The sequence below is a fragment of the Arthrobacter paludis genome, from assembly GCF_056782315.1.
In genome coordinates this window covers 230,462-256,622 of sequence record NZ_JBXAEW010000002.1, presented here as the reverse complement: position 1 = coordinate 256,622, position 26,161 = coordinate 230,462, and the positions used below count along the sequence as shown (strand labels likewise).

Genomic DNA, 26,161 nt, shown 5'->3' with positions numbered 1-26,161 from the left:
GGGGCGGCCCGCGCCGCGGTAAACGGCGCCGGTCGCCCCTCCCCATCGGCGTCGCCCGGTGCGACAATGGCGCCATGAACGAGACCGGACTCCGCGCAACCCGACGCGTCTTCCTCGGCGGAACCCTCGCGGTCGGTGCGGCCGGAGCACTCACCGCGTGCGGCAGCGACGCCCCGGAGGGCCCGCCCGAGCCGGTGGGCGAGCCCACGCAGGCGACCACGACCGAGGACCTGCCCGTGGGCTCCTCGGCATCGGTCAACGTGCAGGGCAACAACTACCTGCTCCACCGTCCCGACGAGTCGACGGTCCTCGCCTACACCGCGGTGTGCACGCACCAGGGCTGCCAGGTTGGGATCGGCGACGGGAACTTCCAGTGCCCGTGCCACGGCTCGGAATTCTCCTTCACGGACGGCAGCCGGCAGGCGGGGCCCGCCAAGGACCCGCTCCCCGCGTATGCGGCCGAGATCGACGGCGACCGGGTCATGATCTACCTGGAATCCTGAGGCGTCGTTTCCACGGCCCGCCCCGGGCCGTGGGAGAATGCCCCGGTGACCAGCCTGCCCGTTTCCGCCTGCCGCCGCACCGTCCTCGCCGCCGTCGCCTCCGGTGCGGCCGTGACCTTGGCCGCCTGCGGGGACGGCTCCTCGCAGGCGCCGGACAACAGCCCGTCCGCGGTCCCCGCGCCGCACGGGAAACCGGTGCGCGTCGCCGCTGCCGCGGACCTGCCCGTGGGCTCGTCCCTCGGCGTGACGGCGACGGTCCCGGACGCGGACGGCGCCGCCGCGGAGCGCGGCTTCCTCCTCCACCGGCCCGACGCCGGCACCGTACTCGCCTACACGGCGGTGTGCACGCACCAGGGCTGCGCCGTCGGCCCCGCCGATCCGCAGGACGGCACCCGTTTCCACTGCCCCTGCCACGGCTCGTACTTCGACCCGGCCGACGGCCGGGCCGTCGCCGGACCCGCCCGCGGCGCGCTCGGGCGGTTCGCGGCCGAGATCGACGGCGGCGACGTCCTGCTCTACCCGTAGCGGCGCCCGGGCCGGCCGGCGTCCAGCCCGGGGACGGCGCCGGGGACCAGGCCAGCGCGCCGATCGCAGCCGGCGGCCAGGCCGGCGTCGTGGGTGGCGACCAGCACCGCCGCGCCCCGGGCCGCCGCGCGCGCCAGGGCCCGGTCCAACACGCCGCGGCCGGCGGCGTCCATGCCGGCGGTCGGCTCGTCGAGGAGCAGGACCCGCGGCCGCGCGGCCAGGGCGGCGGCCACGGCGACGAGCCTGCGCCCGGTCGCGGGCAGTTCGAGGGGGTGCTCGTCCGCGGCCCCCGCGAGCTGGCACTCCTCCAGGGCCGCCTGCACGGCCCGGCCGGAGTCCCGGCCGCGCAGGCCGAACGCCACCTCCGCGCGGACCGTCCGCGCGAACAGCTGCACGTCGGGGTCCTGGAAGACCAGGGCCGCGCACCGCGCCAGCCTCCGCGTCCCCACCGCCGCCGCGTCCAGCCCCGCGACGTGCACGCTCCCGGCCGTGGGGCGTTCGAGCCCGACGGCGGCCCGCAGGAGCGTGCTCTTGCCCGCGCCGTTCGGGCCCGTCAGGGCCACGCGCTCGCCCGCCCGCACGGTCAGGACCAGGCCCGACGCCGGCGCCCCGCCGAAGGCCACCCCACGGAAGGCGAGCAGCTCCCGCGCCCCGGCGGCGGCGGGACGGGGGCGGCCAGTCGGCGCGCCGCCGCCGGGCCCCGCGCCGCCCGCCGCGCCGACGCCATCGGCCGCGTCCGCCTCCACGGCGTCGGCCGCCCCGAGCCGCACGGTCGCCGTCGCGGCGGCGCCCAGCGGCCCCGCCTCGTGGGCGAGCAGCAGCACGCCGGTGCCCGCGCCGCGCACGCGCGCCACGGCGGCCTCCACCCGCGCGGACGCGGCGGCGTCGAGCCCGGCCGTCGGCTCGTCGAGCACCAGGACGGAGGGGTCCACCGCCAGCGCGCAGCCGATCGCCACGAGCCGCTCTTCCCCGCCGGAGAGGCGCAGCGGGTCGCGCCGGAGCAGGTGGCCCACGCCGAGCCGGGCGGCCGTCTCCTCCACCCGCGCCCGCATCCGCGGGCGGTCCATGCCCCGGTTCTCGAGCCCGAAGGCAAGCTCCTCCTCGACCGTCGGGCGCACGTGCGAGAGTTGCGTCCGCGCCCGCTGGGGCACCAGCGCGACGTGCCGCGCCCACGCGGTCAGGCCCGGCGCCGCGGAGCCGGCACCCGCGGCGTCCGGCCCGCCCGCGTGCGCCACGGTGAGGCCCCCCGCCCGGACCGTCCCGGACATCCGGCCGCCGGCGTGGGCGGGCAGCACGCCGGCGGCAATGCCGGCCAGCGTCGACTTGCCGCTGCCGGAACCGCCGAGCACGAGCGTGAGCCCGCCGGGCGCGACGGTGACGTCGACCCCCTTGAGGGCGGGCCGGGCCTGGCCGGGATGGCGGTACCAGTCGACGCGCAGGGCCAGCCCGCCGCGGGGCGCGCTCACGCCGGAACCGCGGCGGCGGCGCAGGCCAGGGCCGCGGCCCCCAGGGCGCCGAGCGCCGCCGGCCGCTCCCACGGGCGCGCGGGGACGCTCCGGTAGGCCGTGCGGTCCGTCCCGCCGGGGAACCCGCGCAGCTGCAGCTGGGTGCCGCGGTCGCCGGCGTCCTGCAGCGCGGAGACGACCAGCGGGACGGCCTGCCGCAGGGCGGCCGCGAACGGGCCGCCCGCGGCGCCCCGCACGGCCTGGGCCTCGGCGATCGCCCGCCGGCGGTCGGCGAGCGCCGGCAGCAGGGCCAGGGTCGCCGCCACGGCGTAGGCGAGCTGGGCGGGCACGCCGGGCCGGTCGAGGGCGCGTACCAGGTCGTGGCGGTCCACGGTGAGCACGAACAGCAGCAGGCACGCGGCGACGGCGGCGGCGCGGGTCCCGTACCAGCCGGCCGCGCCCAGCCCCTCCGCCGTGACGCGCAGGGGCCCGGCGGCCGCGAGCACGTGCGTTCCGCGCGTGTCGAACAGGGCGTGGATGGCCAGCTGCGAGGCCCACAGCGGCGCCAGGACGACGGCGCCCGTCGCGGCCAGCCGCCCGGCCAGGGCCCGCCGGGCCGCGAGCGCGAGCGCGCCCGCCACCGCGGCAGCCCACACGGCCGGGTGGGGCCAGGCCAGAACGACGGCGGCCGCGGCGGCCGCGAACGCCAGCCCGGTCAGGGGGTGCAGGCGCCGGGGCGCCGGGGCCGGGCCGCGCGGGCGCCCCGGTCCCGCGGCGGGGTCTTCCCCGCGCACCGGCGCCGCCGTCACCGGGTGGCGGCCGCCCGGTCCGCGCGCTCGGCGGCGCGGCGCGGCAGCGGGTGGCGGAGCCTGACGCGCCGGGGCAGGGCGGCGACCAGCAGGGCGGCGGCGAGGAACGCGACGGCCTTGTCCGCCGGGTCGGAGATCAGGGCCTGCTTCGTGACGGAGGCCAGCAGGGAATCGCCCATGGCGCGGAACGCCGCGACGATCGCCCCGGTCGCGGCGCCGGACGTCCCGCCGTAGACGAACGCGGCGACGGGCGCGGAGACGATCCCGGCGACGATGCCGGTCGCGAAGCCCGCCACGGGGGCGGTCCACGTGCGGCGCAGCACCAGGGGCGCCGCGGTGCCGGCCAGGAGCCCGACGATGGCCGCGCCGGCGGCGAACGGCAGGACGGTCGGGTTGAACAGGGACCAGACCAGGGTTCCCAGCACGCCCGTGGCCGCGCCGGCGGAGCGGCCCGCGAGCAGGCCGATGAGCACCGTCCCGATCGAATCGAGGTAGAGGGGCACGAGCGTGCTGCCGACGAACTGGCCCAGCAGGATATTCAGGACGATCCCGACGGGGACCAGGGCCAGGGTCGGCGCCGGCAGGGTCGGCAGGGTGCCGGCGAGCAGGAGCAGGGCCCCGGCGAGGTACCCGCCGAACGCGAGCAGGGCGGGCCCGCTGCCGAGGCCCTCGGCCGCGACGGTCGGCTGGGTGAGCACGAGGGCGGCGTAGGTCGCGGCGATGCACGCGACGCCGGCGGCGGCCAGGAGGCGGGCGCGGGCGGGAACGGCGGACGGGAGGGCAGGCGTGGACATAGGCGGACCCGGTTTCGGCAGCAGGAACGGTCGGAACGGAGGGCCTATGTCACCTCGACCCGGTCGCACAGTCTAGCGCAGCGGCCCGCGCTCCTCGATGCGGCGGGCCAGGGCGGCGATGGATCCGAGGGCCTCGCCGAACACGGCCGGGGGGTCGTTCCAGTCCACGATCCGGGCGTTCGGCTCGCGGCCCCACAGGCCACGGAAATCGGCCGTGGTCGTTCCGGCCAGGGGCCCGGCGCCGGTCTGCACGTGCACGTGTGCGGGGCGGGTCCGGTACCGGGCGCGGCCGACGGCGACGGTCGCGGCGAAGAGGTCGTGCACGTGGGCGATGTAGCCCTGGCCGTAGGCGCGGTGGAACTCGAAGTAGAAGCGCAACGCGTCGGACAGGGTCCGCACGAGCGGGTTGGCGGCACGGCTGCGGGTCCCCTCCGGGTCGTCCGGGGAGATCCACTCGCCCCCGCGCTCCCCCGCCCCGCGCGCCAGCGCGTCGACGTGGTGCGGCCGCAGTTCGATCCGCTCGGTCGTCTCCAGCGCGCACACGACCGGCAGCGACTCCTCCGGCAGACCCTCGTACGCGGCGAACACCTCCGCGGCGGCGTCGGGGTCGACGTGCGTGTTCCACTCGGCGGTGGGCGTCGTGTTGCCCTGGTGGAAGTAGGAGCCGCCCATGATCACGGTGCCGCGCAGCAGGCGGGGCAGCTCGGGGTCCAGGCGCACGGCGTGCGCGAGGTTGGTCAGCGGCCCGGTGGCCAGCGCCGTGATGCGGCCGGGGTGGGCGCGCACCGTGCGGACCCACAGGTCCGCGGCGGCCTCCGCCTCGGCGGCCCGGGCGGGCGCGGGCAGTTCCGCGTAGCCGAGCCCCTGCGGCCCGTGGGTCTCCGGCGTCGTCTCCAGGGGGATCCGCAGCGGCGCCGCGGCACCGAGCGCGACCGGCACCTCGGCCGCGCCGCACAGCTCCAGCAGCGCCAGGTTGTTCCGGGCCACCTGCCACACGGTCGCGTTGCCGGGCGCGCACGTGACGGCCTCGATCCGCACCTCGGGGCGGGAGAGCAGGTACGCCAGGGCGAGCGCGTCGTCGATCCCGGTGTCGTTGTCGACGAGCAGCCGCACGGCATCGCCGTCCGTCCGGCCCATCAGCGGTCCCCCGCCCGTCCCCCGAGCGCGCCCACTAGAACAGCGCGACCTTCGGCGCGGGCGGGAAGATCGACTCCAGCGCGGCCTCGTCGTCGGGCGTGGGCGCCCAGCCGGCGGCCTCCGCGTTTTGGCGCACCTGCTCGGGGCGGGTGGCGCCGGCGATGACGGAGGAGACCTGCGGGCGCGACGCCAGCCACGAGAACGCGACCTGCAGCTCCGTCAGGCCGCGGTCCCGGGCGAACGCGCCGAACTCGCGCAGCTGGCCGTAGTCGGCGTCCCGGAGCAGGTTCTGCCGCGAGTGGGTCAGCCGGCTGCCCTCGGGGGCCTCGCCGCCGGAGTACTTGCCGGTGAGCAGGCCGTTGGCGAGCGGGAAGTAGGGCAGCACGCCCAGGCCGTACGCGGAGGCGGCGGGCAGGACCTCGAGCTCCGCGCGGCGGTCGAGCAGGTTGTAGTGGTTCTGGGCGGAGACGAACCGCTCCGTGCCCAGCTGCCGGGCCGTGAACTCGGCCTCGGCGATCTGCCAGCCGGCCCGGTTGGAGTGGCCGAGGTAGCGGACCTTGCCGGCCCGGACGAGGTCGTCGAGGGCGGCGAGGGTCTCGTCGATCGGGGTGCCGGGGTCCGGAGTGTGGAACTGGTAGAGGTCGATGTGGTCGGTCCCGAGCCGGCGCAGCGACGCCTCGGCCGCGCGGACGATGTACCGGCGGGAGCCGCGCGCCCCGAAGTCGTTGCCGTTGGCCCCGCGCATGTCCATCCCGAACTTCGTGGCCAGCACCACCTCGTCGCGGCGTCGGCCCAGCGCCTTGCCGAGCCGTTCCTCGCTCAGCCCGGGCGTCGCGCCGTAGGTGTCCGCCGTGTCGAAGAGCGTGATGCCCGCGTCGAGGGCGGCGTGGACGACGGCGTCGGTGCCGGCCTGGGACTCGGTCGCCGTGCCGGCGCGGCCCAGGTTGTTGCAGCCGAGGCCGACGGCGGAGACGACCAGGCCGGAATCTCCGAGGTGGTTCAGGGTCGGTGCCATGGTGGCCTTTCGGGTCGGGGGGGGCGCGGACCGGTGTGTTTCCCGCGACACGCGGGCCGGAGCGGCCGCAATGCCGGGGCCCGGAATGGCGCGGGACACCCCGGGTCACTAGCATCGTAACCATGTCTAAAGTCCTCACCTCCCTGCCCGTGGGCGAGCGCGTCGGGATCGCGTTCTCCGGCGGCCTCGACACGTCCGTAGCCGTCGCGTGGATGCGCGACAAGGGCGCGGTCCCCTACACCTACACCGGCGACCTCGGCCAGTACGACGAGCCGGACATCGACGCCGTCCCGGGCCGGGCGCTGGAGTACGGCGCGGAGGCCTCCCGGCTGGTGGACTGCAAGCCCGCCCTCGTCGAGGAGGGCCTCGTCGCGCTGGCCTGCGGCGCCTTCCACATCCGCTCCGCCGGCCGCTCCTACTTCAACACCACCCCGCTCGGCCGGGCCGTGACCGGCACCCTGCTGGTCCGCGCCATGCGCGAGGACGGCGTGGACGTGTGGGGCGACGGCTCCACGTACAAGGGCAACGACATCGAGCGCTTCTACCGGTACGGCCTGATGGCCAACCCGAAGCTGCGCATCTACAAGCCGTGGCTGGACCCGGCGTTCGTCTCCGAGCTCGGGGGCCGCCAGGAGATGAGCGAGTGGCTCACCGAGCACGGCTTCCCCTACCGCGACTCCGCCGAGAAGGCCTACTCGACGGACGCGAACATCTGGGGCGCCACGCACGAGGCCAAGACCCTCGAGCTGCTGGACACCTCCCTGGAGACCGTCGAGCCGATCATGGGCGTGCGGTTCTGGGACGAGTCCGTCGAGATCCCCACCGAGGACGTCACGATCGGCTTCGAGGCCGGCCGCCCGGTCTCGATCAACGGCACCCGCTTCGCCGACGCCGTCGCCCTGGTCAACGAGGCCAACGCCATCGGAGGCCGCCACGGTCTGGGCATGAGCGACCAGATCGAGAACCGCATCATCGAGGCGAAGTCCCGCGGCATCTACGAGGCGCCGGGCATGGCCCTGCTGTTCATCGCCTACGAGCGCCTCCTCAACGCGATCCACAACGAGGACACGGTCGCGAACTACCACGCCGAGGGCCGCCGCCTGGGCCGCCTGATGTACGAGGGCCGCTGGCTCGACCCGCAGGCCCTGATGCTGCGCGAGTCCATCCAGCGCTGGGTCGGCTCCGCCGTGACCGGCACGGTGACGCTGCGCCTGCGCCGCGGCGAGGACTACACGATCCTGGACACGGCCGGCCCGTCGCTGAGCTACCACCCGGAGAAGCTGTCGATGGAGCGCGTCGGCGACGCCGCGTTCGGTCCCGTCGACCGCATCGGGCAGTTGACCATGCGCAACCTGGACATCGCGGATTCCCGCACGCGCCTCGAGCAGTACGCGACCCAGGGCCTGGTCGGCGGCGCGACGGCGGAGCTCGTCGGCGCCCTCGAGTCCGGCGGGGCCGAGGCCATCACCGGCGGCAACGACGCGGCCGACGCCGCGGCGGACCGCGCCATGGAGTCGGCGGCCTTCGACGCCGGCACGGACTAGCGCCCGGCCCGTCCGCGGCACTGAGCAGGCCCGGCACCCCGCGAGGGGTGCCGGGCCTGCGGCGTCCCGGGCGGTTCCGGCCGGCGCGCCTGGCCGGGGCCGGCGCGCCGGCTCAGTCGAGGGTGAAGCGCCCCTTGGACGGCATCGGATGCCGCTGCCGCAGCGCGTCCGGCTCGCCGTGCGGGGCGGTGGCGACGGCGAGCTTCGTGAAGTCCAGCTTCGCGTCGCGCAGGCAGGAGACGACGGCGGCGGCCGCGGCCTTGGGGGCCGGGGAGAGCATGCGGATGTTCAGCTTGTGCGGCGCGAAGTCGGAGGACTCGACGGTGCCCAGGCCGCGCCAGGCGAGGTGCGCGGCCAGCGTCTCCGTGGCGCGGGTGCGCAGGTGCTCGTCGCGCGCGGTCCCGTCCGGGGTCTTCAACGCGTACTGCGCGATCACCCAGTGCTGCTCCTCCGGGGCGATCTCGGCGTAGCCGTCCTCCGCGCCCTGGGCCGCGAACGCGTCGAGCAGGGACTCGCCCTCGGCGGTGTCGACGTCGCGCTCCGTGGCGGTCTTCGACAGCCGGCCCACGGTGCCGTGGTTGACGACGAACTCGCCGCGGCCCGGCGCGTCGGCGTACTCCTGGAACCAGGCCTCTCGGAATTCGAGCGCGCCGTCTCCGGCGCTGCGGTACATGCGGACAATGGCCAAGGGGGCCTCCTGTGGGTCGTGGGTCTGGGGAGCGGCCGGCCCGGGGGCCGTGCCGGCCGGGGGTCCCGGGCGGCGGGGAGCGTCAGCCGGGACGGCCGGCGGACAGGGCGCGCCCCGCCGCGAACCGCGCGGCGGCCGTCGGCCCGTCGAAGGGGGCACGCCCCGCGGACACGTCGGCCACGAGGGCGTCGGCCGCGGAGCGGAGCCGCTCCTGCAGCGGATCGGGGTAGCCGAACGCGGCCGCGTGCTCGTCGAACTCGTCCTCGTCGTCGAGGAAGGTGCCGCGGGCTCCGGAGCGGACCACGTCCAGGTCCATGTCGATGCTGTGCACCTCCCACCCGGCCGGCTGGAGCGTGCGCCAGCCGGTCCCGATCGAGACGTCGACGTAGACGGAGACCCCGCTCGGGTGGCCGGGGTCGTGGAAGGTCGCGATCCAGGGCGCGCCCCCGCGCGGGAACAGGCACACCGCGTCCGCCTCGGCCAGGAACCCCCAGCCGGGACGGGCAACGAGGCTGCCGGCCGGCTGGAAAACCCAGTCCCCGTGCGCGTCGGCCCCGAGGTAGCGGCCGGGCACCACCCAGTGGCCGCCGCCGTCGTACTTCCACGCCCGCGCGACCACGAGGTCGCCCGGGCGGGCGCCCGCCGGCGCGCCGGCGAGGCCGTCGCCGTGGCCGTCGGCGAGCCCGTCGGGCATCACAGCCGCGGCACCTGGCCGGTCGGCAGGTCGGAGCCGGGCAGCGGCCGGGCGAACGGGACCCGGGTCCCGAGCACCTGCTCGACCGTGTCCTGGGCGATGCGCTGCGCGGTGAGGCCGACGCGGGCGAGCACCTGGTTGCGGGAGCCGTGCTCGAGGAACTCGACCGGCAGGCCCACCTCGTTCAGGGCGGTGTCGACGCCGGCCGCGCGCATCTCCTGGCGGATGCGCGAGCCGACTCCGCCGGCCTTGACGCCGTCCTCGAGGCACACGACGATCCGGTGGCTCGCGGCCATCCCGAGGATCGAGCGCGGCACGGGCAGCACCCAGCGCGGGTCCACGACGGTGGAGCTGATGCCCTGGGCCTCCAGCCGCCGGGCGACGTCCAGTCCCAGCTGGGCCATGGACCCGACGGCGACGACGAGCACGTCCCGCCCGTCGGCCCGGCCGTCGCCGTCCCCGTCGACGACGGAGGGCCCGCCGGGCGCGCCCGGGGCCGCGGCGCCGCCGTCGGCCCGCTCCCCCCGGTGGACGGCAAGGACGTCCACGCCGTCGTGCAGCCGTTCGATGGCCTCCAGCTCGGCGCCGACGCTGCCCTTGGAGAAGCGCAGCACGGTGGGCGCGTCGGAGACGGCCACGGCCTCGCGCAGCTCCTCGCGCAGCCGGACCGCGTCGCGCGGCGCGGCCAGGTGCAGCCCCGGCACCGACTGGAGCAGCGCCATGTCCCACATCCCGTGGTGGCTGGGCCCGTCCGGGCCGGTCACCCCGGCCCGGTCCAGGACGACCGTGACGCCGGCCTTGTGCAGGGCCACGTCCATCAGCAACTGGTCGTAGGCCCGGTTCAGGAACGTCGCGTAGAGGGCGACCACCGGGTGCAGGCCGCCGTACGCCATGCCGGCCGCGCTGGCCAGGGCGTGCTGCTCGGCGATTCCGACGTCGACGACGCGCCCGGGGTGGCGCCGGGCCATCTCCTGCAGGCCGACCGGGATCAGCATGGCGCCGGTGATCCCCACGATGTCCGTCCGTTCGTCGGCGATCCGGGCGATCTCCTGCCCGAACACGGACGTCCAGGACTGCGCGTTGGGCCGTTCGACGGGCTCGCCCGTCTCGGGGTCGATGACGCCGACGGCGTGGAACTGGTCCGCCTCGTGCGCGCGGGCGGGCGGATAGCCGCGGCCCTTCTCGGTCAGCGCGTGCACGATCACGGGCCCGGCGTAGCTGCGCGCCTGCTGCAGCGCCTGCTCAAGCGCGGGGAGGTCGTGCCCGTCGATGGGGCCGATGTACTTCATGCCCAGGTCCTCGAACAGGCCCTGCGGCGCCCACCAGTCCTTGATGCCCTTCTTCGTGGCGTGCAGGCTCTTGTACGCGAAGCGGCCCACGGTCCCGCCCTGCTGCAGGCGGCCCTTCCACCAGTCGAGGGTGTCCTCGTAGGCCCGGTGCGTGCGCACCCGGTCCAGGGTCTTGCGGCGCAGGCCGGCCAGCTGGTCGGCGAGCCCGCCGATGGTCGGGGCGTACGACCGCCCGTTGTCGTTGACGACGATCACGACGCGGCGGTCCTTGTCCGCGGCGATGTTGTTCACGGCCTCCCACGCCATGCCGCCGGTCAGCGCCCCGTCGCCGACGACGGCCACCGTGTAGCGGTCCCCCTCCCCCGCCAGCACCCGCGCCCGCGAGATGCCGTCGGCCCAGGACAGGGAGCTGGAGGCGTGCGAGGACTCGACGATGTCGTGCTCGGACTCGGCCCGCGAGGGGTAGCCGGCGAGGCCTCCCTCCTGGCGGAGCGTGGCGAAGTCCTGCCGGCCCGTGACGAGCTTGTGCACATAGGACTGGTGGCCGGTGTCGAAGACGAGGGAGTCGCGCGGGGAGTCGAAGACGCGGTGCAGGGCCAGCGTCAGCTCGACGACGCCGAGGTTCGGTCCGAGGTGCCCTCCGGTGCGCGAGACGTTGTCGATCAGGAACGCGCGGATCTCAGCGGCCAGCCCGCGCAGCTGGACCATGCTGAGCGGCCCCAGGTCGCGCGGCCCGCGGATGGTCTCGAGCAGTCCCACAGGTGGTTCCTTTCGCTGGCGGGCGCGATCGCTCCATGCTACCGCCGGGCCGGGCGCGGCCGCGATTCGTGGCGACGTGCCGTGTTCGTGGCCCGCACCCATGCACGCCGCACCCCGCCCGCGCACGTTCGTGACGCCGCGCGTCGCCCTGTGACGCCGCCAGGGCCAGTGCGACGCGCCCCGGCCGGGCAGGGGCCCCGCCGGCGGGCCGTTGTGTGACGCCGCGTGGCGCCGCGTTGCCAACGGCGTCGCCGCCGTGGCGGGACGGCGGCCGCGCCGCCCACGATGGTGCAACCCGCCGGGCGCCGCGGCGGGGACCTCGTCCATCCCGGCGCCACCGAAGGCACCCATGATCACCCTCAAGAACCTGACCAAGACCTACGGGCACGGGCCCGGGGCGACGACGGTCCTGGACCGGCTCAACGCCGAGGTCGCCCAGGGCGAGATCCTCGCCGTCGTCGGCCCCTCGGGCGCCGGCAAGTCCACGCTCGCGCACTGCGTGAGCCTGTTGGAGCGGCCGACGTCCGGCTCCGTCATCGTCAACGGCGAGGAGCTCAGCGGCCTGTCCGAGGCCCGGCTGCGCGCCGCCCGGCGCCGGATCGGCACCGTCTTCCAGTCCGCCAGCCTGCTCTCCCGGCGGACCGCGGCCGAGAACGTCGCGCTGCCGCTGCGTTACCTCGGCGTCACGCCCGCCGAACGCCGGGCCCGCGTCGGGGAGCTCCTCGAGCGCGTCGGCCTGTCGCACCGGGCGCAGCACTACCCGCACGAGCTCTCCGGCGGCCAGCGCCAGCGCGTGGGCATCGCCCGGGCCCTAGCCCTGCGCCCGTCGGTGCTGCTCGCGGACGAGGCCACCAGCGGGCTCGACCCCGAGACCACGCGCTCCGTGGTGTCGCTGCTGCGCGGGCTGCGCGACGACCTGGGCCTGGCGATCGTGTTCATCACCCACGAGATGGACACGGTCCTGCAGGTCGCGGACAGCGTGGCGCAGCTGGACCGCGGCCGGATCGTGGAGCAGGGACGCCTCGTGGACCTGCTCACCGACCACCATTCGGCCCTGGGCCGGGCCCTGCAGCCCCACCTTCCCGCCGCCGCCGCGGCGCCGGGCGCGCGCCCGTGGGAGGTCGTGTTCGACTCGACGGCCGTCCCCGGGGACTGGCTGCAGTCCGTCTCGGCGGAGCTCGGCGAGCCCGTCGCCCTGCTCTCCGCGAGCATCCAGTCCGTCGCCGGCAGCACCACCGGCCGGGCCATGGTCGGCGTCCGCACCCGCTCCGACGCGGACGTCCACGCCGCCCTCGCCAAACACGGGCTGCGCGGGACGCCGCCGCCGGCCCCCGCCGCCGGCTCCGCCGCCGCCCCCACCGCCCCCGAGACCACCCAGGAGGCCCTGCAATGGGCGTGACCCTGCCCGCGCTCGCGGACACCCCCATCCCCGAGCTGCCCGCGCTGCTGCTGCCCGCCCTGGGCGAGACGCTGGCCATGGTCGGCATCGTCATGGCGCTCGTGGTCCTGATCGGCCTGCCCGTCGGCGTGGCCCTGCACAACATGGCCCCGGGCGGGCTGTTCGAGCGGCCCGCCGCGCACGTCGCGCTGGGCTGGGTCGTGAACCTCGGGCGGTCCCTGCCGTTCCTGGTCCTGATGACGGCCGTCGTCCCGTTCACCCGCTGGGTCACCGGGACGAACATCGGCATCGCCGCCGCCGTCGTGCCCATGACCCTGGCCGGGATCCCGTTCTTCGCCCGGCTCGTGGAGAACTGCCTGCGCGACGTGCCCTCCGACCTCACCCAGGCCGCCCGCGCCAGCGGCGGCTCCCGGCTGCAGGTCATCGCCACCGCCCAGCTCGGCGAGGCCGTCCCCGCGCTGCTCGGCGGGCTGACCATCAACACGATCGCCATGATCGAGTACTCGGCCATCGCCGGCACCATCGGGGCCGGCGGCGTCGGCTACGTCGCCGTCACGTACGGCTACCAGCGCTTCGACCAGACCGTCATGCTCGCCACCGTCCTGATGCTCGTGCTCCTCGTGACCGCCGTCCAGCTCACCGGTGACACCCTGGTCCGCGCGACGACGCCCCAGCGGCGCCGGCGCCGCGCCGTCGCCCTCGCCGCCTAGCCTCCCCCCACCCACACCCTCGGAAGGAACCCCCATGTCCACCACCACCCAGCCGGCCGCGACCCCGCCCGCCACGCCGCCCGGAGACGGCCACGGCTTCACCCTCCGCCGCCGGCGCCGCTGGCCCTGGGCCGTGGGCGGGGCCGCCGTCGCGGCCGCGGTCGCCGCCGTCGTCACCGTCCAGGCCAACGCCGGCACCGACTCGCCCAACTCCATCCCCGGCGCGACGCTGGCCGTGGTCACCGCCGAGGGCAACCACGCCGAGCAGGCGCTGGTCGAGTTCGTCGCCGAGGAGGTCGCCCCGAAGTACGGCATCGACGTCGAGTTCCGCGGGCTCGCCGACTCCACGACCCTGAACCGCGCCGTCTCCGAGGGCGAGGTCGCCGGCACCGTCTACCAGCACAAGCTCTGGCTCGGCCAGGTCCTGGAGGCCAACCCGGACTTCAGCCTGGAGGCCGCCACGCCGGTGTTCCGCTGGGGCTTCGGCATCTGGAGCGCCAAGTACGACTCCATCGAGGAGCTGCCCGACGGCGCCGTCGTCTCCCTCTACTCGGACCCCGCCAACGAGGCCCAGGGGCTGTGGCTGCTCGAGCGCGCTGGCCTGATCACGCTGCGCGAGGGCGTCAACAAGTGGGAGGCCACCACCGAGGACATCGCAGAGAACCCGAAGGGCCTCGAGTTCCGGCTGCTGGACTTCGCCGCGCAGTCCCGGGCGCTGCCGGACCTGGACGCCGCCGTCGGGTACACCGAGTACTACGTCTCGGCGAAGGTCCCGCTCGAGCAGCAGATCTACGCCCCGCCGGCCCCGGACGAGTTCGCCGGGCAGCTGACCATCGGCAGCGACTACCGGGACGAGGAGAACGTGCGCAACCTCGTCCGCGCGTTCCAGGACCCGGCCGTGCAGGAGTTCCTGCGCACGGACCCCGCCGTCAAGGGGCTGCTGCTGCCGATCGACGGGTAGGCCGCGTCGGGCGGCGCGCCTGCCCGACGCCGCAGCCAACCAACGCCGAAGGGGCGGCGCACCGGTTCGTGAACCGGTGCGCCGCCCCTTCGGGTGTCTCGGCTACTTGCCCGAGATCTGGCGCAGCACGTACTGCAGGATGCCGCCGTTGCGGTAGTAGTCGGCCTCGCCCGGGGTGTCGATGCGCACCACGGCGTCGAAGGACTTGGTGGAGCCGTCCTCGGCGGTCGCGGTGACCTTCACCGTGTCGGGGGTGGAGCCGTTGTTCAGGGCGGTGATGCCCTCGACCGCGTAGGTCTCGGTGCCGGTCAGGCCGAGGGTCTCGGCCGTCTCGCCCTCCGGGAACTGCAGCGGCAGCACGCCCATGCCGATGAGGTTGGAGCGGTGGATGCGCTCGTAGCTCTCGGCGACGACGGCCTTGACGCCCAGCAGCGCGGTGCCCTTGGCGGCCCAGTCGCGGGACGAGCCGGTGCCGTACTCCTTGCCGGCGATGACGACCAGCGGGGTGCCGGCGGCCTGGTAGTTCTGCGCCGCGTCGTAGACCCACGCCTGCGGGGCGCCGTCTTGGGTGAAGTCGCGGGTGAAGCCGCCCTCGACGCCGTCCAGGAGCTGGTTCTTGATGCGGATGTTCGCGAACGTGCCGCGGATCATCACCTCGTGGTTGCCGCGGCGGGAGCCGTAGGAGTTGAAGTCCTTGCGGTCCACGCCGTTGGCCAGCAGGTACTGGCCGGCCGGGGTGTCGGACTTGAAGGAGCCCGCCGGGGAGATGTGGTCCGTGGTGACCGAGTCGCCCAGCTTGAGCAGGACGCGGGCGCCGTCGATGTCGGCGACCGGGGCCGGCTCGGCCTGCATGCCCTCGAAGTACGGGGGCTTGCGCACGTAGGTGGAGTCCTCCGCCCAGGCGAACGTGTCGCCGGCCGGGGTGTCCAGGGCGCGCCAGCGGTCGTCGCCGTCGAACACGCCCTCGTAGCCCTTGGCGAACATGTCGCTGTCGATGGACTTGGCGATCGTGTCCTCGACCTCGGTCGGGGACGGCCAGATGTCGCGCAGGAAGACGTCGTTGCCGGCCTCGTCCTGGCCCAGCGCGTCCTTCTCGAAGTCGAAGTCCATGGACCCGGCCAGGGCGTAGGCGATGACCAGCGGCGGGGACGCCAGGTAGTTCATCTTCACGTCCGGGTTGATGCGGCCCTCGAAGTTGCGGTTGCCGGACAGCACGGAGGTGACGGAGAGGTCGTTGGCCTGGACGGCCTCGGAGATCTCCGGCTCCAGCGGCCCGGAGTTGCCGATGCAGGTCGCGCAGCCGTAGCCGACGATGTAGAAGCCGAGCTTCTCCAGGTACGGGGTCAGGCCGGACTTCTCGTAGTAGTCGGTGACGACCTTCGAGCCCGGGGCGACGGACGTCTTGACCCACGGCTTGGAGACGAGGCCCTTCTCGACCGCGTTGCGGGCCAGCAGCGCGGCGGCCAGCATCACGGACGGGTTGGACGTGTTGGTGCAGGACGTGATCGAGGCGATCGAGACGATGCCGTGGTCGATCGCGAACTCGCGCCCGTCGGCCATCTTGACGTCGACCGACTTGGACGGGCGGCCCACGTTCAGCGCGTCGTCGTCGCCGGCGGCGTAGTTGTGGATGTCCTTGCGGAACTGCTCCTTGGCGTCCGTGAGCTGGATGCGGTCCTGCGGGCGCTTCGGGCCGGCGATGGACGGCACGACCGTGGACAGGTCGAGCTCGAGGTACTCGGAGAAGCGCAGCTCGCGGCTCGGGTCGTGCCAGAGGCCCTGCTCCTTGGTGTACGCCTCCACAAGGGCGACGTTCTCCTCGGAGCGCCCGGTCAGGCGCAGGTAGTCCAGGGTCACGTCGTCGATCGGGAACATGGCCGCCGTGGAGCCGAACTCGGGGCTCATGTTGCCGATGGTGGCGCGGTTGGCCAGCGGCACCTGCGCGACGCCCTCGCCGTAGAACTCGACGAACTTGCCGACCACGCCGTGCTTGCGCAGCATCTCGGTGATGGTCAGCACGACGTCGGTCGCGGTGGCGCCGGCCGGGATGGAGCCGGAGAGCTTGAAGCCCACGACGCGCGGGATCAGCATGGAGACCGGCTGGCCGAGCATGGCGGCCTCGGCCTCGATGCCGCCGACGCCCCAGCCGAGCACGCCCAGGCCGTTGACCATGGTCGTGTGGGAGTCGGTGCCGACGCAGGTGTCCGGGTAGGCGCGGACCTTGCCGTCGACCTCGCGGGTCATGACGGTGCGGGCCAGGTACTCGATGTTGACCTGGTGGACGATGCCGGTGCCCGGGGGGACGACCTTGAAGTCGTCGAAGGCGGTCTGGCCCCAGCGCAGGAACTGGTACCGCTCGCCGTTGCGCTGGTACTCGATCTCCATGTTGCGCTCGAGGGCGCCGGCGTTGCCGAAGGCGTCGATCTGCACGGAGTGGTCGATGACCATCTCGGCCGGCGCCAGCGGGTTGACGCGGGTGGCGTCGCCGCCGAGGTCCTTGACGGCCTCGCGCATGGTAGCCAGGTCGACGACGCAGGGGACGCCGGTGAAGTCCTGCATGATCACGCGGGCCGGCGTGAACTGGATCTCCGTGTTCGGCTGGGCCTTCTCGTCCCAGCCGGCGAGCGCGCGGATGTGGTCGCCCGTGATGTTGGCGCCGTCCTCCGTCCGCAGCAGGTTCTCCAGCAGGACCTTGAGGCTATAGGGAAGGCTCTCGGACCCTTCGACGGCGTTCAGCCGGAAAATTTCGTATTCGTTGCCATTGACGTCCAGAACGCCCTTGGCCCCGAAGCTGTCCACGTTGCTCACAGTGGGACTCCTCTCGCCGGAATTTCATCGTGGTGCCCATCCGGCGGCCCGCCTGTCGGCGCGCTTCACCGGATGGGTGGTGCGGTGGGATTGCGCAGAGCTAGCGCCAGTCTAGTCCTGCGGCGCTCCCCGTGAACCGGCTCCGGAAGGCGGTGCGACCCGCCCCGGCGGCCCCCGCGCCACCCAACTCTCTTGATGTCAAGATTTATCTCGACGCTACTTCCCGGGTATCTTGATGTCAAGATAGTGTTGCCTTACCCAGTCCCCTCCGAAGGATCGACGCCCCCATGGACCCCGTAGACGAAATCATCGCCGGCTGGCGCCAGGCCATGCCGTCGCTGGACGTCGAACCCCTCGGCGTCTTCAGCCGCGTCTCCCGCCTGGCCCAGCGCTTCGACGGGCTGCGCCGCGGCGTGCTGGCGGCCCACGAGCTGCAGCTGTGGGAGTTCGACGTCCTCTCCGCCATCCGCCGCAGCCCCTCCGGCGCGCTGACCGCCGGACAGCTGTCCAAGGAGAACCTGGTGACGTCCGGGACGATGACCAACCGCATCGACCGGCTCGTTGCCCGCGGCCTCGTGGCCCGCTCCGCGCACGCCGACGACGCCCGCGTCGTCAACGTCGTGCTCCGCCCGGAGGGGCGCAAGCGCATCGAGGCGGCCTTCATCGAGCTGATGCGCATCGAGCGCGACCTGCTCGACGCCCTCCCGGACGGGGACCGGCAGCCGCTCGTGGACCGGCTCCGGGAGCTCCTGGCCCGCATCGAGGGCTGATCCCGGCCCCGCCCCGGCCCGCCCGCGGCCTACGCCGGGACGAGCGCCCCGACGGTCTCCATGTGGTGCGTGTGCGGGTACAGGTCCAGCACGCGCACGCCCTCGAGCCGGTACCCGTGGCGGGCGAAGTCGGCGACGTCGCGCGCGAACGACGCCGGGTCGCAGGAGACGTAGGCGATTCGCGCCGGCCGGGACCTGGCGATCGCCGCGACCGTCCCGCGTCCGGCCCCGGTGCGCGGCGGGTCGAGCACCACGCCGTCGAGCCGCCCGCCCCGGCCCGCGAGCTCGCGCGGCAGCGCCCGCTCGACCCTGCCGCGGACGACGGAGGCCTGCGGCGCGGAATGCAGGTTCCGGCGCGCGTCCTTGTGCGTGCCGGGGGCGCCCTCGATCGACAGGACCAGGCCCGTCTCCCCCACGGCGTCGGCCAGCGGGGCCGAGAACAGCCCGGCCCCGGCGTACAGGTCCGCAATCCACTGCCCCGGCCGGGGGTCCAGGACGGACAGCACGGCGTCCGTGAGCGCGTCCGGGGCGAGCCGGTGGATCTGCCAGAACCCCTCGCCGGTGACCCGGTATTCGTGGCCCGCCGCGGTCTCGGCGACCCAGGTCCGGCCGCGCAGCCGCTCCAGGGTTCCGCTACCGTCGGACGCGGCCCCGCCGGTCTGCGTGAGCAGCCCCGCGGACGTGCCCCCGGGGAGGCGGGCGGCCGCGCGGGCGGCGGCGCCGTCGGCCCCCTCCGCCTCGACGAACAGCACCAGCGGGGCCGACCCGTTGGCGGGGGCGGCCACCTCGACGCGCTCGATCCCGTCCAGCGGGAGGTCCCACAGCCCCAGCCCGGCGATGCCGCCGGCGGCCAGCGGCATGGCGTCCACCGGAACGAGCTCCGTGGAGCGGTGCGCGTGCATGGCCAGCCGGCCGGAGGCGTCGACGGCGAAGGCCGCGCGCGTGCGCCAGCCCAGGCCGTCCTGGCGTTCCCCGGCGGGGGCCTCGACGCCGCGGAAACCGGCCGCGGCGGAGGCGTCCAGGCCGGCCAGCCGCTGCAGCTGCTCCGTGAAGACGGCGGACTTCAGGGCGCGCTGGGTGGCCAGGTCGGCGTGGCCGAACTCGGCGCCGCCGACCGGCGGGCCGCCCGCCGCCCACGCGGAGGGCGCGTCGGCGGCGGCCCAGAAGTGCGGCACGCGCCCGGCCGCCGGCTCGAGGACCTCGACGGCGTCGCCGCGCCAGAAGCGGGCCCCATCCCCGGCGTCGGTCAGCCGGACGCGCACGAGCTCCCCGGGCAGGGCGTGGCGGACGAACACGACCCGTCCCTCGTGCCGGGCGACGAAGTGTCCCCCGTGGGCGGTGTTGCCGATGCGCAGCACCGGGTCCTGGGTGGCGGTCACTGGTTCTCCCCCGCATCGTGGTGGTGTTCGAACAGGGCGCGCCCGTGCGTGGACTCGGAGAGCTGCCACGGGACGCTGGCGACGACGACGCCGGGCACGAAGTGCAGCCGGGCCTTGATCCGCAGGGCGGTCTGGTTGTGCACGAGCTGCTCCCACCAGCGCCCGACCACGTACTCCGGGATGTAGACGACGACGAGGTCGCGCGGGGCGTCGGCCTTGATCCGCTTGATGTGGTCGATGATGGGCGCCGCGGTCTCCCGGTAGGGCGAGGCCAGCACCGTCAGCGGCACGGGGATGCCGAGCCGCTCCCAGGCCTCCACGGTCCGCTCGGTCTTCTCGGCGTCCGTGTCGACGATCAGCGCGTCGAGCTTGGACGGGCGGCCGGCCCGGGCGAACGCGACGGCGCGCAGGACGGGCTTGCGCAGCGTGGAGACGAGGATCAGCGCGTGCACGCGGGCCGGCAGCGCCTTGGACGCCCCGGCCTCGTCGATCGCAAGCTCGCGGTCGACGGCCTCGTAGTGCCGGTTGATCGAGTACATGGCCAGGTACAGGACCGCGATGCCGATGGCGGCCAGCCACGCGCCGTGGATGAACCGGGTGACGATGACGACGACGAGCACCAGCGCGGTGAGCACGAGCCCGACGAGGTTCAGCAGCCGCGAACGGTGGATGCGGGCGCGCACCCTGCGGGCCGGGGTCTGGGCCAGCTGCAGGGTCCAGTGCCGGACCATGCCCAGTTGGCTGAGCGTGAAGGAGACGAACACGCCCACGACGTAGAGCTGGATGAGGCTGGCCAGGTGCGCGTCGAAGAGCACGACGAGGGCCAGCGCGGCCACGGCCAGCGCGATGATGCCGTTGCTGAAGCCGAGCCGGTCCCCGCGGGTGCGCAGCTGGCGCGGCAGGTACCCGTCCGTCGCGAGCGCGGAGGCCAGGTTCGGGAAGGAGCTGAACGCCGCGTGGCCGGCCGCGAGCAGGACCGCGACGGTCGCCAGGACGATCACGAAGAACCCGGCGCTGCCGAGCCCGAAGATCGCTTGGGCCAGCTGCCCGAGCACGGGGTGCTGCACGTACTCGGCCGGGATCGGGCCGCCGTCGAGGGTCAGGTTGGCGCGCGGGTCCTCGACGACGTGCACGCCGGTCGCGGAGGCCAGGAACATCGTGCCCAGGGTCAGGGCCGCGGCCACGACGCCCAGCCAGAGGAGGATGGATCCGGCGTTGCGGGCCCGGGGCGCGGCCAGCGCGTGCACGTTGCTGATCGGTCCCTCGACGCCGGTCAGGGCCGCGGACCCGGTGGAGAACGCGCGCAGCACCAGCAGGGCCCCGAACACGCCGACCAGGCCGGACTCGAACCCGGCCTCGGGGACGATCTGGAACCGGGCGCTGGGCGCCTGGCCGAGGACCCCGAGCGCGGCGGCGACGGAACCGGCCGCGATCATGGCCAGCACCGCGGCGACGAACACCAGCGTGGGGACGGCGTTGAGCCGGCGCGAGCGCGCCAGCCCGCGCAGGTTGAGCAGGGCCAGCAGGACGACGCCGACGGCGGCGATCGCGGCGTGCCGGCCCGCGAGGGCGGGGACGGCGGCGATGAGGTAGTGCGCGGCGGAGGACATGGACACCGCGACCGTGAGCGTGAAGTCCACGAGCAGCGCGGCGGCCACCGTCGTGCCGGCGCGCGGCCCCAGGTTCACGGAGGCGATCTCGTAGTCGCCGCGGCCCGACGGGTAGGCGCGGACGGACTGCCGGTAGGAGGCGATCAGCACGGCCATGACCGCCATGACCGCCACGCCCACCCAGGGCGAGAGGTGGATCGCGGCGACCCCGGCGATGGCCAGGGTCAGCAGCACCTCGTCCGGGGCGTAGGCGACGGAGGACAGCGCGTTGGTGGACAGGACCGGCAGCGCCTGCCGGCGGTTCATCGGCTCCTGCTTGAGCAGGTCGGTCCGGAACGGCCGGCCCACGAGGATGCGCTTGAGCGCGTCGAGAAACGTCAGCACCCCCCAAAGCTACCGCCGGGGCCACGCCGGGGCCATTCCGGCCCGCCCCGCCGATCCGTGCGAGACTGGGCGCAGGCAACTGCAGGGCCCGGTGGCGCCGGGCCCGGACCGGACCGAAAGGGAACCAACGCGTGGCGCACTTTGTCATCATGGGCTGCGGACGCGTGGGCGTGTCCCTGGCGCACACGCTGGACGGGGCCGGGCACACGGTCGCCGTGATCGACCAGGACGAGCGCGCGTTCCGGCGCCTCGACGCGGGCTTCGGCGGCGCCCGGATCACCGGGGTGGGCTTCGACCGGGACACGCTCGAGCGCGCCGACATCTCCAACGCCTACGCGTTCGCCGCCGTCTCCAGCGGCGACAACTCGAACATCCTGGCCACGCGCGTCGCGCGCGAGACCTACCACGTGCCCCACGTCGTGGCGCGCATCTACGACCCGGGCCGGGCGGAGATCTACCAGCGGCTGGGCATCCCCACGGTCGCGGCGGTGCGCTGGAGCGCGGACCAGGTGCTGCGCCGGATCCTGCCGGAACAGGGCGTTGCCGGGGACTACCGGGAGGCGTCGGGGCGCCTGATGCTCGCCGAGGTCGCCGTCCACGCCGAGTGGTACGGACACGCGCTGGCCGACATCGAGGCCGCCGCCGGGATCCGGATCGCGTACCTGACGCGGTTCGGGGAGGGCACCCTCCCCGGCCCGGGGGCCCGGCTGCAGCAGGGGGACATCCTGCACGCCATGATGCGCGTGGACGCCGAGGCCGAGGTGGACCGGATCCTGTCGAGGCCGCCGCGCGCGGCCGGTGCGGAGGGCGAACAGTGAAGGTGGTCATCGCGGGGGCCGGCAGCGTCGGCTCCTCCATCGCCAAGGAGCTCGTCGCGCACGGGCACGACGTGCTCGTGGTCGACGAGAAGCCCGAGGTCGCGGCGCGCAGCGGGATCGAGGGCGCCCGCTGGCTCTTCGGCGACGCCTGCGAGCTCACCACGCTCAAGGCGGCCGGGCTCGAGGAGGCCGACGTCGTCGTCTCCGCGACCGGCGACGACAAGGTCAACCTGGTCGTGTCCCTGCTCGCCAAGAGCGAGTTCGGCGTCGGCCGCACGGTGGGCCGCGTCAACAACCCCAAGAACGACTGGATGTTCGACGACGCCTGGGGCGTGGACGTCGCCGTCAGCACGCCGCGCCTGATGACGGCGCTCGTCGAGGAGGCCGTCGAGGTCGGCGACGTCGTGCGCCTGCTGACGCTGCGGACGGGGTCCGCGTCGATGGTCGGGTTCACGGTGCCGCACGACGCGTGGATGATCGGGCGGACGCTGGGCGAGGTCGAGTGGCCGGCCGACTGCACGGTGGTCGCGATCCTGCGCGACGAGGTCCCGATCCCGCCGAGCGTGGACGACGTCGTGGAGGCCGGGGACGAGCTCTTCCTCATCGCCGCCGTCGACCGCGAGGAGGAGCTGCGCTCCGTCCTGCGCGGCGCCGGCGCCTAGCCGGTCCTCAGCGGGCCGCCGGCCCGGGCGGGGCCGCCCGCGGCCGGGTGATGCCCCACGCGACGAACAGGCCCATGGCGTAAAGCGGCAGGCCCATGACCAGCCGCGCGGCCCCCAGCGCGGGGACGTTGTCGGCGAAGTAGAGCGGCAGCTGCACGGCCAGCCGCGCCGCGAACACCCCCACCATGACCCAGGTCGCCCAAGCGTACGCGCGGCGCCGGACGGCGTCCGCGCGCCACGCGGTCCCCTCGCCGCGGATGAACCCGAACACGAGCCCGATCAGGGGCCAGCGCACGGCCACGGAGGCCGCGAGCGCCGCCGCGTACGCGGCGTTCGTGTAGAAGCCGACGACGTAGTAGTCCTTGGCCTGCCCGGTCCCCCGGGCCACGAGCGCGCAGATGGCGACGCCCGCCAGGCCCGCGAGCGCCTGGGTCAGGGGGGTCCGCTGGGCCAGGCGCACGACCGTGAACACGGCGGCCACGGCCAGGGACGCGACCAGGGCGGGGTTGAGCTGCTGGCTGGCGGTGAAGACCACCAGGAAGACCAGGCCGGGCAGCACGCTCTCGGCCAGGCCGCGCCAGCCGCCCATCGTGGCCAGCACGTCGACCTGCCCGGAGGCCGTGCGGTGGATGCCCGCGTTGGAGGCCATGCCGCGGGCGATCCGCTCGTGCTCGGGGTCCGGCGTCGTCCCGCTCATCGGGCGGGGACCCTTCGGTGCTCCCGCGCCGCCGTGGGCCCCGCGTCCGGGCCGAGGGGCGCGGGCAGGATCTCGTAGCGGGGGTTGAAGACGGTCGGGACGCCGTCGAGCTCGGAGACCATGCCCTCGAACCGCAGCCGGGTGCCGGCCCCGATCCCGGGGACCCGGCGCTGGCCGTTCCAGACCAGCCGCACGCGCGGCGCGGGCGCCCTGCGTCCGCCGGGCGGCGCCGGGGCGTCGACCAGGTTCGCGGTGAACACCGGCGCGTCCCCGGCCGGGGGCACCTGGATGTCCTCGACGTAGCCCTCGGCCTGCGCCCGGCCGCGGTGGGGCAGGTCCCGGAGGCTCGGGCAGGCCGCCACGGTTCCGGCGTCAGCCAATTTCGGTGATCTCCGGGCCGCGTTCGGGCGGCCGGGGGGCCTCCGGCCGCTCGGGCGCGCCGCCGTCGGCCGGTCCGTCGGGACGGGCCGTGGCCCCCTCCGGCATGGTCAGGGGCAGCAGCTCGGCGGGCGGCATGGGCTTGTCGCCGCGCACGACGACCAGGCGCGCGATGCGCTCCTCGATGCGCTCGGCGGCGGAGCGGTCCAGCGTCGCCGGGCCGCCGACGACGGCGCGCAGGAACCAGCGGGGGCCGTCGACGCCGATGAAGCGCGCCACCATGAACCCCGGCTGCCCGTCGGCGCCCTGGGAGGGGACCTTGGCGATGAGCTCCTCGCCGAAGCGGCCGGGGACGCGCTGGACGGTGCCCTTCTGGTCCTTGATGCTCTTTTCGATCTGGCCGGAGATCCCGGGCCAGAGGGACTCGGACTTGGGTGCGGCGAAGACCTGCAGCTGCACGCGCGAGCCGTCGAGCTCGAGCGCCGCGGCGATGACGCGCTGGGTGCGGTCCTCGACCTCGAGGCGCAGCGCCATCCCGTCGACGGGTTCGACCAGCAGCGCGCCGAGGTCGACGTGGCCCGCCGTGTCCGGGGCCAGCTCCGCGTCGTAGGGCCCCTGCGGCGGCGGGACGGGCGCCACGTCGTCGTCCGGGGCGTCCGCCGCGTCCGGCGCGGCGTCCGGGGCGGGGGCGTCCGGGCTCGCGGCCCGGTTCTTGTTGCGCTTGAAGATCATGGCGTCTCCTGGCCCGCGGGCGGGCCGTGGTCGGTGGGCTACGGGGCGGTGGCCGTCGCGGCGGCGTCGAATCCCCCGGTCGAGCCGAAGCCGCCGGCCCCACGCACGGAGTCCGGCAGTTCGGCCACGGGGGCGAAGCGCGCGGTCTCGACGCGCTGGATGACCAGCTGGGCGATCCGGTCACCGCGGGAGAACGCCGCGGCCTGCTCCCGGTCGGTGTTCAGCAGCGTCACGGCGATCTCGCCGCGGTATCCGGCGTCGACGGTGCCGGGCGCGTTGACGACCGTGATGCCCCGCCGGGCGGCCAGGCCCGAGCGCGGGTGGACGAGCGCCACGTACCCGTGCGGCAGGGCGATCGAGACGCCGGTCGGCACCAGCCGCCGCTCGCCCGGCTCCAGGACGAAGTCCTCGCGCGTGCACAGGTCCGCCCCCGCGTCGCCGGGGTGCGCGTACGACGGCGGCGGCAGCTCGTCGTCCAGCATGCGCAGCTGGACCTCGACGGTGGGCTGGGGTTCCTCGGTCATGGGGCCGTGGTCTTTCCGAAGGGGGTCAGGTCGTCTTCACTGTAGCGGCACCGCGGCCCCCGCGGCGACGGAGTGTGCCGCGCGGAACTTATAGGCTGGGGGCATGTCTGACTCCCCGGCCCCCGCGCCCCCCGCCCCCGTGTTCCGCGAACGCCTCTGGCCGGCGTGGTGGATCTGGCTGGTGGTGCTGGGGCTGGGCGGCACCGCCGCGGTCGCGTTCACGCCGGTGTCGGTGGTGGCCGGGATCGTCGCCGGCGTCGTGGCCACCGTCGGCCTGGCGGTGGCCCTGCTGGTGAACACGCCCCTCCTGCAGGTCGACGCCGCCACGGTGCGGGTCGGGCGGGCCGTCATCGAGCGGCGGCACGTGGGCGCGGTCTCGGCCCACCGCGGCGAGGACGCCACACACGAGCGCGGCCCCGGCCTGAACGGCACGGCGTTCATGTGCCTGCGCGGCTGGATCGACCCGGTCGTGCGGATCGAGATCACCGACGAGCTGGACGCGACGCCGTACTGGCTGGCCTCGACGCGCCGGCCCGAGGAGTTCGTGCGCGCCATCGAGGCCGCCCGGCCCACCGGCCGCTAGGCGGGGCCGCGGCGCGCCGGCTCGGCGTCGCCCGGGACGGCAAAGGGCCCGCCGGCTCGCGCCGACGGGCCCACCGCCCGGGGCCCGCTGCGGGCCGCCGGACCGTCTAGCCTTCGCAGTCCTTGCAGTAGAACAGTCCATCCTTCTCCTTGGCCACCTGCGAACGGTGGCGCACCAGGAAGCAGGAGGCGCAGGTGAACTCGTCCGACTGGGCGGGCAGCACCCGCACGAGGAGCTCCTCGCCGGACAGGTCGGCGCCGGGCAGCTCGAAACTGTCCGCGGCCTCCGCCTCGTCCTCGTCAACGACGGCGGACTGCTTGTCCGAGCGACGGCCCTTCAGTTCCTCGAGGGAGTCCTCGCTGACGTCGTCGTCGCTCTTGCGCGGCGCATCGTAGTCGGTCGCCATAGTCTCTCAATCACGCTCCGGTGGTAGCTTCATTAAAGGGCGCCCATGTCCCCCGGCGTACAACGCCGCAACAGGCGTATTTGTGCCCGTGACGCACAGATTGTTCACCATGGGGGCCGAAATTGCCAACTCCGCGTG

26 protein-coding genes are annotated in these 26,161 nt (G+C 74.8%); 10 read left to right on the top strand and 16 right to left on the bottom strand.

Annotated elements, in window-relative coordinates:
* Nucleotides 1–74 precede the first annotated feature (74 nt).
* Together AC1Q5D_RS02630 and AC1Q5D_RS02625 are read left to right on the top strand one after the other, a co-directional pair.
* On the top strand, nt 75–503 hold the full coding sequence (locus AC1Q5D_RS02630) for a QcrA and Rieske domain-containing protein (RefSeq protein WP_481737008.1): 429 nt from the start codon (nt 75–77) through the stop codon (nt 501–503).
* Nucleotides 504–548: 45 nt separating this feature from the next.
* Nucleotides 549–1,028 carry a Rieske (2Fe-2S) protein gene (locus AC1Q5D_RS02625; protein ID WP_481737007.1) on the top strand — a complete coding sequence of 160 codons (480 nt, stop codon included), beginning with the start codon at nt 549–551 and terminating at the stop codon, nt 1,026–1,028.
* Here the strand turns inward: AC1Q5D_RS02625 and AC1Q5D_RS02620 are convergent.
* The 5 genes from AC1Q5D_RS02620 to AC1Q5D_RS02600 form a co-directional block, all read right to left on the bottom strand.
* The gene (locus AC1Q5D_RS02620; RefSeq protein WP_481737006.1) at nt 1,019–2,494 is read right to left on the bottom strand and encodes an ATP-binding cassette domain-containing protein; all 1,476 of its coding nucleotides are present in this window, start codon (nt 2,492–2,494) and stop codon (nt 1,019–1,021) included. The genes AC1Q5D_RS02625 and AC1Q5D_RS02620 overlap by 10 nt on opposite strands.
* On the bottom strand, nt 2,491–3,267 hold the full coding sequence (locus AC1Q5D_RS02615) for a CbiQ family ECF transporter T component (protein ID WP_481737005.1): 777 nt from the start codon (nt 3,265–3,267) through the stop codon (nt 2,491–2,493). The genes AC1Q5D_RS02620 and AC1Q5D_RS02615 overlap by 4 nt, the downstream gene beginning before the upstream one ends.
* An 11-nt stretch (nt 3,268–3,278) precedes the next feature.
* Complete coding sequence (locus AC1Q5D_RS02610) at nt 3,279–4,076, bottom strand: ECF transporter S component (protein ID WP_481737004.1); 798 nt, start codon at nt 4,074–4,076, stop codon at nt 3,279–3,281.
* Between the two features lie 72 nt (nt 4,077–4,148).
* The gene (locus tag AC1Q5D_RS02605; RefSeq protein WP_481737003.1) at nt 4,149–5,213 is read right to left on the bottom strand and encodes a nucleoside hydrolase; all 1,065 of its coding nucleotides are present in this window, start codon (nt 5,211–5,213) and stop codon (nt 4,149–4,151) included.
* A 34-nt stretch (nt 5,214–5,247) separates the two neighbouring features.
* Entirely contained in the window at nt 5,248–6,228 is a 981-nt protein-coding gene (locus AC1Q5D_RS02600) for an aldo/keto reductase (protein WP_481737002.1), read from the bottom strand.
* 122 nt (nt 6,229–6,350) lie between these two features.
* Between AC1Q5D_RS02600 and argG the strand changes: the two genes are divergently transcribed.
* On the top strand, nt 6,351–7,772 hold the full coding sequence (gene argG, locus AC1Q5D_RS02595) for an argininosuccinate synthase (protein WP_481737001.1): 1,422 nt from the start codon (nt 6,351–6,353) through the stop codon (nt 7,770–7,772).
* 112 nt (nt 7,773–7,884) lie between these two features.
* Here the strand turns inward: argG and AC1Q5D_RS02590 are convergent, their stop codons facing one another.
* The 3 genes from AC1Q5D_RS02590 to dxs all read right to left on the bottom strand — a co-directional run bounded on the left by AC1Q5D_RS02590 (nt 7,885) and on the right by dxs (nt 11,202).
* Complete coding sequence (locus tag AC1Q5D_RS02590) at nt 7,885–8,460, bottom strand: hypothetical protein (RefSeq protein WP_481737000.1); 576 nt, start codon at nt 8,458–8,460, stop codon at nt 7,885–7,887.
* An 82-nt stretch (nt 8,461–8,542) separates the two neighbouring features.
* Nucleotides 8,543–9,154: a DUF402 domain-containing protein gene (locus AC1Q5D_RS02585; RefSeq protein WP_481736999.1), complete on the bottom strand. Its 612-nt coding sequence runs from the start codon at nt 9,152–9,154 to the stop codon at nt 8,543–8,545.
* Nucleotides 9,154–11,202 carry a 1-deoxy-D-xylulose-5-phosphate synthase gene (dxs, locus tag AC1Q5D_RS02580; protein ID WP_481736998.1) on the bottom strand — a complete coding sequence of 683 codons (2,049 nt, stop codon included), beginning with the start codon at nt 11,200–11,202 and terminating at the stop codon, nt 9,154–9,156. Before dxs ends, AC1Q5D_RS02585 begins: the two co-directional genes overlap by 1 nt.
* A 349-nt stretch (nt 11,203–11,551) precedes the next feature.
* Between dxs and AC1Q5D_RS02575 the strand changes: the two genes are divergently transcribed.
* From AC1Q5D_RS02575 to AC1Q5D_RS02565, 3 genes are read left to right on the top strand one after another with little or no spacing between them, the layout of a single operon-like run.
* Entirely contained in the window at nt 11,552–12,601 is a 1,050-nt protein-coding gene (locus tag AC1Q5D_RS02575) for a methionine ABC transporter ATP-binding protein (RefSeq protein ID WP_481736997.1), read from the top strand.
* Entirely contained in the window at nt 12,592–13,311 is a 720-nt protein-coding gene (locus AC1Q5D_RS02570) for a methionine ABC transporter permease (protein ID WP_481736996.1), read from the top strand. Before AC1Q5D_RS02575 ends, AC1Q5D_RS02570 begins: the two co-directional genes overlap by 10 nt.
* A gap of 34 nt (nt 13,312–13,345) precedes the next feature.
* On the top strand, nt 13,346–14,272 hold the full coding sequence (locus tag AC1Q5D_RS02565; RefSeq protein WP_481736995.1) for a MetQ/NlpA family ABC transporter substrate-binding protein: 927 nt from the start codon (nt 13,346–13,348) through the stop codon (nt 14,270–14,272).
* A 102-nt stretch (nt 14,273–14,374) separates the two neighbouring features.
* Here the strand turns inward: AC1Q5D_RS02565 and acnA are convergent, their stop codons facing one another.
* Entirely contained in the window at nt 14,375–17,080 is a 2,706-nt protein-coding gene (acnA, locus tag AC1Q5D_RS02560) for an aconitate hydratase AcnA (protein WP_481736994.1), read from the bottom strand.
* Nucleotides 17,081–17,367: 287 nt separating this feature from the next.
* On the opposite strand from acnA, the gene AC1Q5D_RS02555 reads away from it, so the two are divergent.
* Nucleotides 17,368–17,850, top strand: coding sequence for a MarR family winged helix-turn-helix transcriptional regulator (locus AC1Q5D_RS02555; RefSeq protein WP_481736993.1), 483 nt, complete (start codon nt 17,368–17,370; stop codon nt 17,848–17,850).
* A 29-nt stretch (nt 17,851–17,879) separates the two neighbouring features.
* Here AC1Q5D_RS02555 and AC1Q5D_RS02550 read toward each other — a convergent pair whose 3' ends face one another.
* Together AC1Q5D_RS02550 and AC1Q5D_RS02545 are read right to left on the bottom strand one after the other, a co-directional pair.
* Complete coding sequence (locus AC1Q5D_RS02550; protein WP_481736992.1) at nt 17,880–19,229, bottom strand: class I SAM-dependent RNA methyltransferase; 1,350 nt, start codon at nt 19,227–19,229, stop codon at nt 17,880–17,882.
* On the bottom strand, nt 19,226–21,223 hold the full coding sequence (locus tag AC1Q5D_RS02545) for an APC family permease (RefSeq protein ID WP_481736991.1): 1,998 nt from the start codon (nt 21,221–21,223) through the stop codon (nt 19,226–19,228). Before AC1Q5D_RS02545 ends, AC1Q5D_RS02550 begins: the two co-directional genes overlap by 4 nt.
* A 131-nt stretch (nt 21,224–21,354) precedes the next feature.
* On the opposite strand from AC1Q5D_RS02545, the gene AC1Q5D_RS02540 reads away from it, so the two are divergent.
* Both AC1Q5D_RS02540 and AC1Q5D_RS02535 read left to right on the top strand, forming a co-directional pair.
* The gene (locus AC1Q5D_RS02540) at nt 21,355–22,041 is read left to right on the top strand and encodes a potassium channel family protein (RefSeq protein ID WP_481736990.1); all 687 of its coding nucleotides are present in this window, start codon (nt 21,355–21,357) and stop codon (nt 22,039–22,041) included.
* Complete coding sequence (locus AC1Q5D_RS02535) at nt 22,038–22,703, top strand: potassium channel family protein (RefSeq protein ID WP_481736989.1); 666 nt, start codon at nt 22,038–22,040, stop codon at nt 22,701–22,703. Before AC1Q5D_RS02540 ends, AC1Q5D_RS02535 begins: the two co-directional genes overlap by 4 nt.
* Nucleotides 22,704–22,710: 7 nt before the next feature.
* On the opposite strand, the gene AC1Q5D_RS02530 is transcribed toward AC1Q5D_RS02535, so the two are convergent.
* From AC1Q5D_RS02530 to dut, 4 genes are read right to left on the bottom strand one after another with little or no spacing between them, the layout of a single operon-like run.
* Nucleotides 22,711–23,400, bottom strand: a complete 690-nt coding sequence (locus tag AC1Q5D_RS02530; RefSeq protein WP_481736988.1) for a DUF3159 domain-containing protein — start codon at nt 23,398–23,400, stop codon at nt 22,711–22,713.
* The gene (locus AC1Q5D_RS02525) at nt 23,397–23,780 is read right to left on the bottom strand and encodes a single stranded DNA-binding domain-containing protein (RefSeq protein ID WP_481736987.1); all 384 of its coding nucleotides are present in this window, start codon (nt 23,778–23,780) and stop codon (nt 23,397–23,399) included. The genes AC1Q5D_RS02530 and AC1Q5D_RS02525 overlap by 4 nt, the downstream gene beginning before the upstream one ends.
* The gene (locus AC1Q5D_RS02520; RefSeq protein ID WP_481736986.1) at nt 23,773–24,510 is read right to left on the bottom strand and encodes a DUF3710 domain-containing protein; all 738 of its coding nucleotides are present in this window, start codon (nt 24,508–24,510) and stop codon (nt 23,773–23,775) included. The genes AC1Q5D_RS02525 and AC1Q5D_RS02520 overlap by 8 nt, the downstream gene beginning before the upstream one ends.
* Nucleotides 24,511–24,548: 38 nt before the next feature.
* Nucleotides 24,549–25,034, bottom strand: coding sequence for a dUTP diphosphatase (gene dut / locus AC1Q5D_RS02515; RefSeq protein WP_481736985.1), 486 nt, complete (start codon nt 25,032–25,034; stop codon nt 24,549–24,551).
* A gap of 103 nt (nt 25,035–25,137) precedes the next feature.
* Between dut and AC1Q5D_RS02510 the strand changes: the two genes are divergently transcribed.
* Nucleotides 25,138–25,617 (top strand): DUF3093 domain-containing protein, encoded by a 480-nt coding sequence (locus AC1Q5D_RS02510; protein ID WP_481736984.1) that lies wholly within the window; start codon nt 25,138–25,140, stop codon nt 25,615–25,617.
* Between the two features lie 106 nt (nt 25,618–25,723).
* On the opposite strand, the gene AC1Q5D_RS02505 is transcribed toward AC1Q5D_RS02510, so the two are convergent.
* Entirely contained in the window at nt 25,724–26,023 is a 300-nt protein-coding gene (locus AC1Q5D_RS02505; protein ID WP_481736983.1) for a DUF4193 domain-containing protein, read from the bottom strand.
* Nucleotides 26,024–26,161 lie beyond the last annotated feature (138 nt).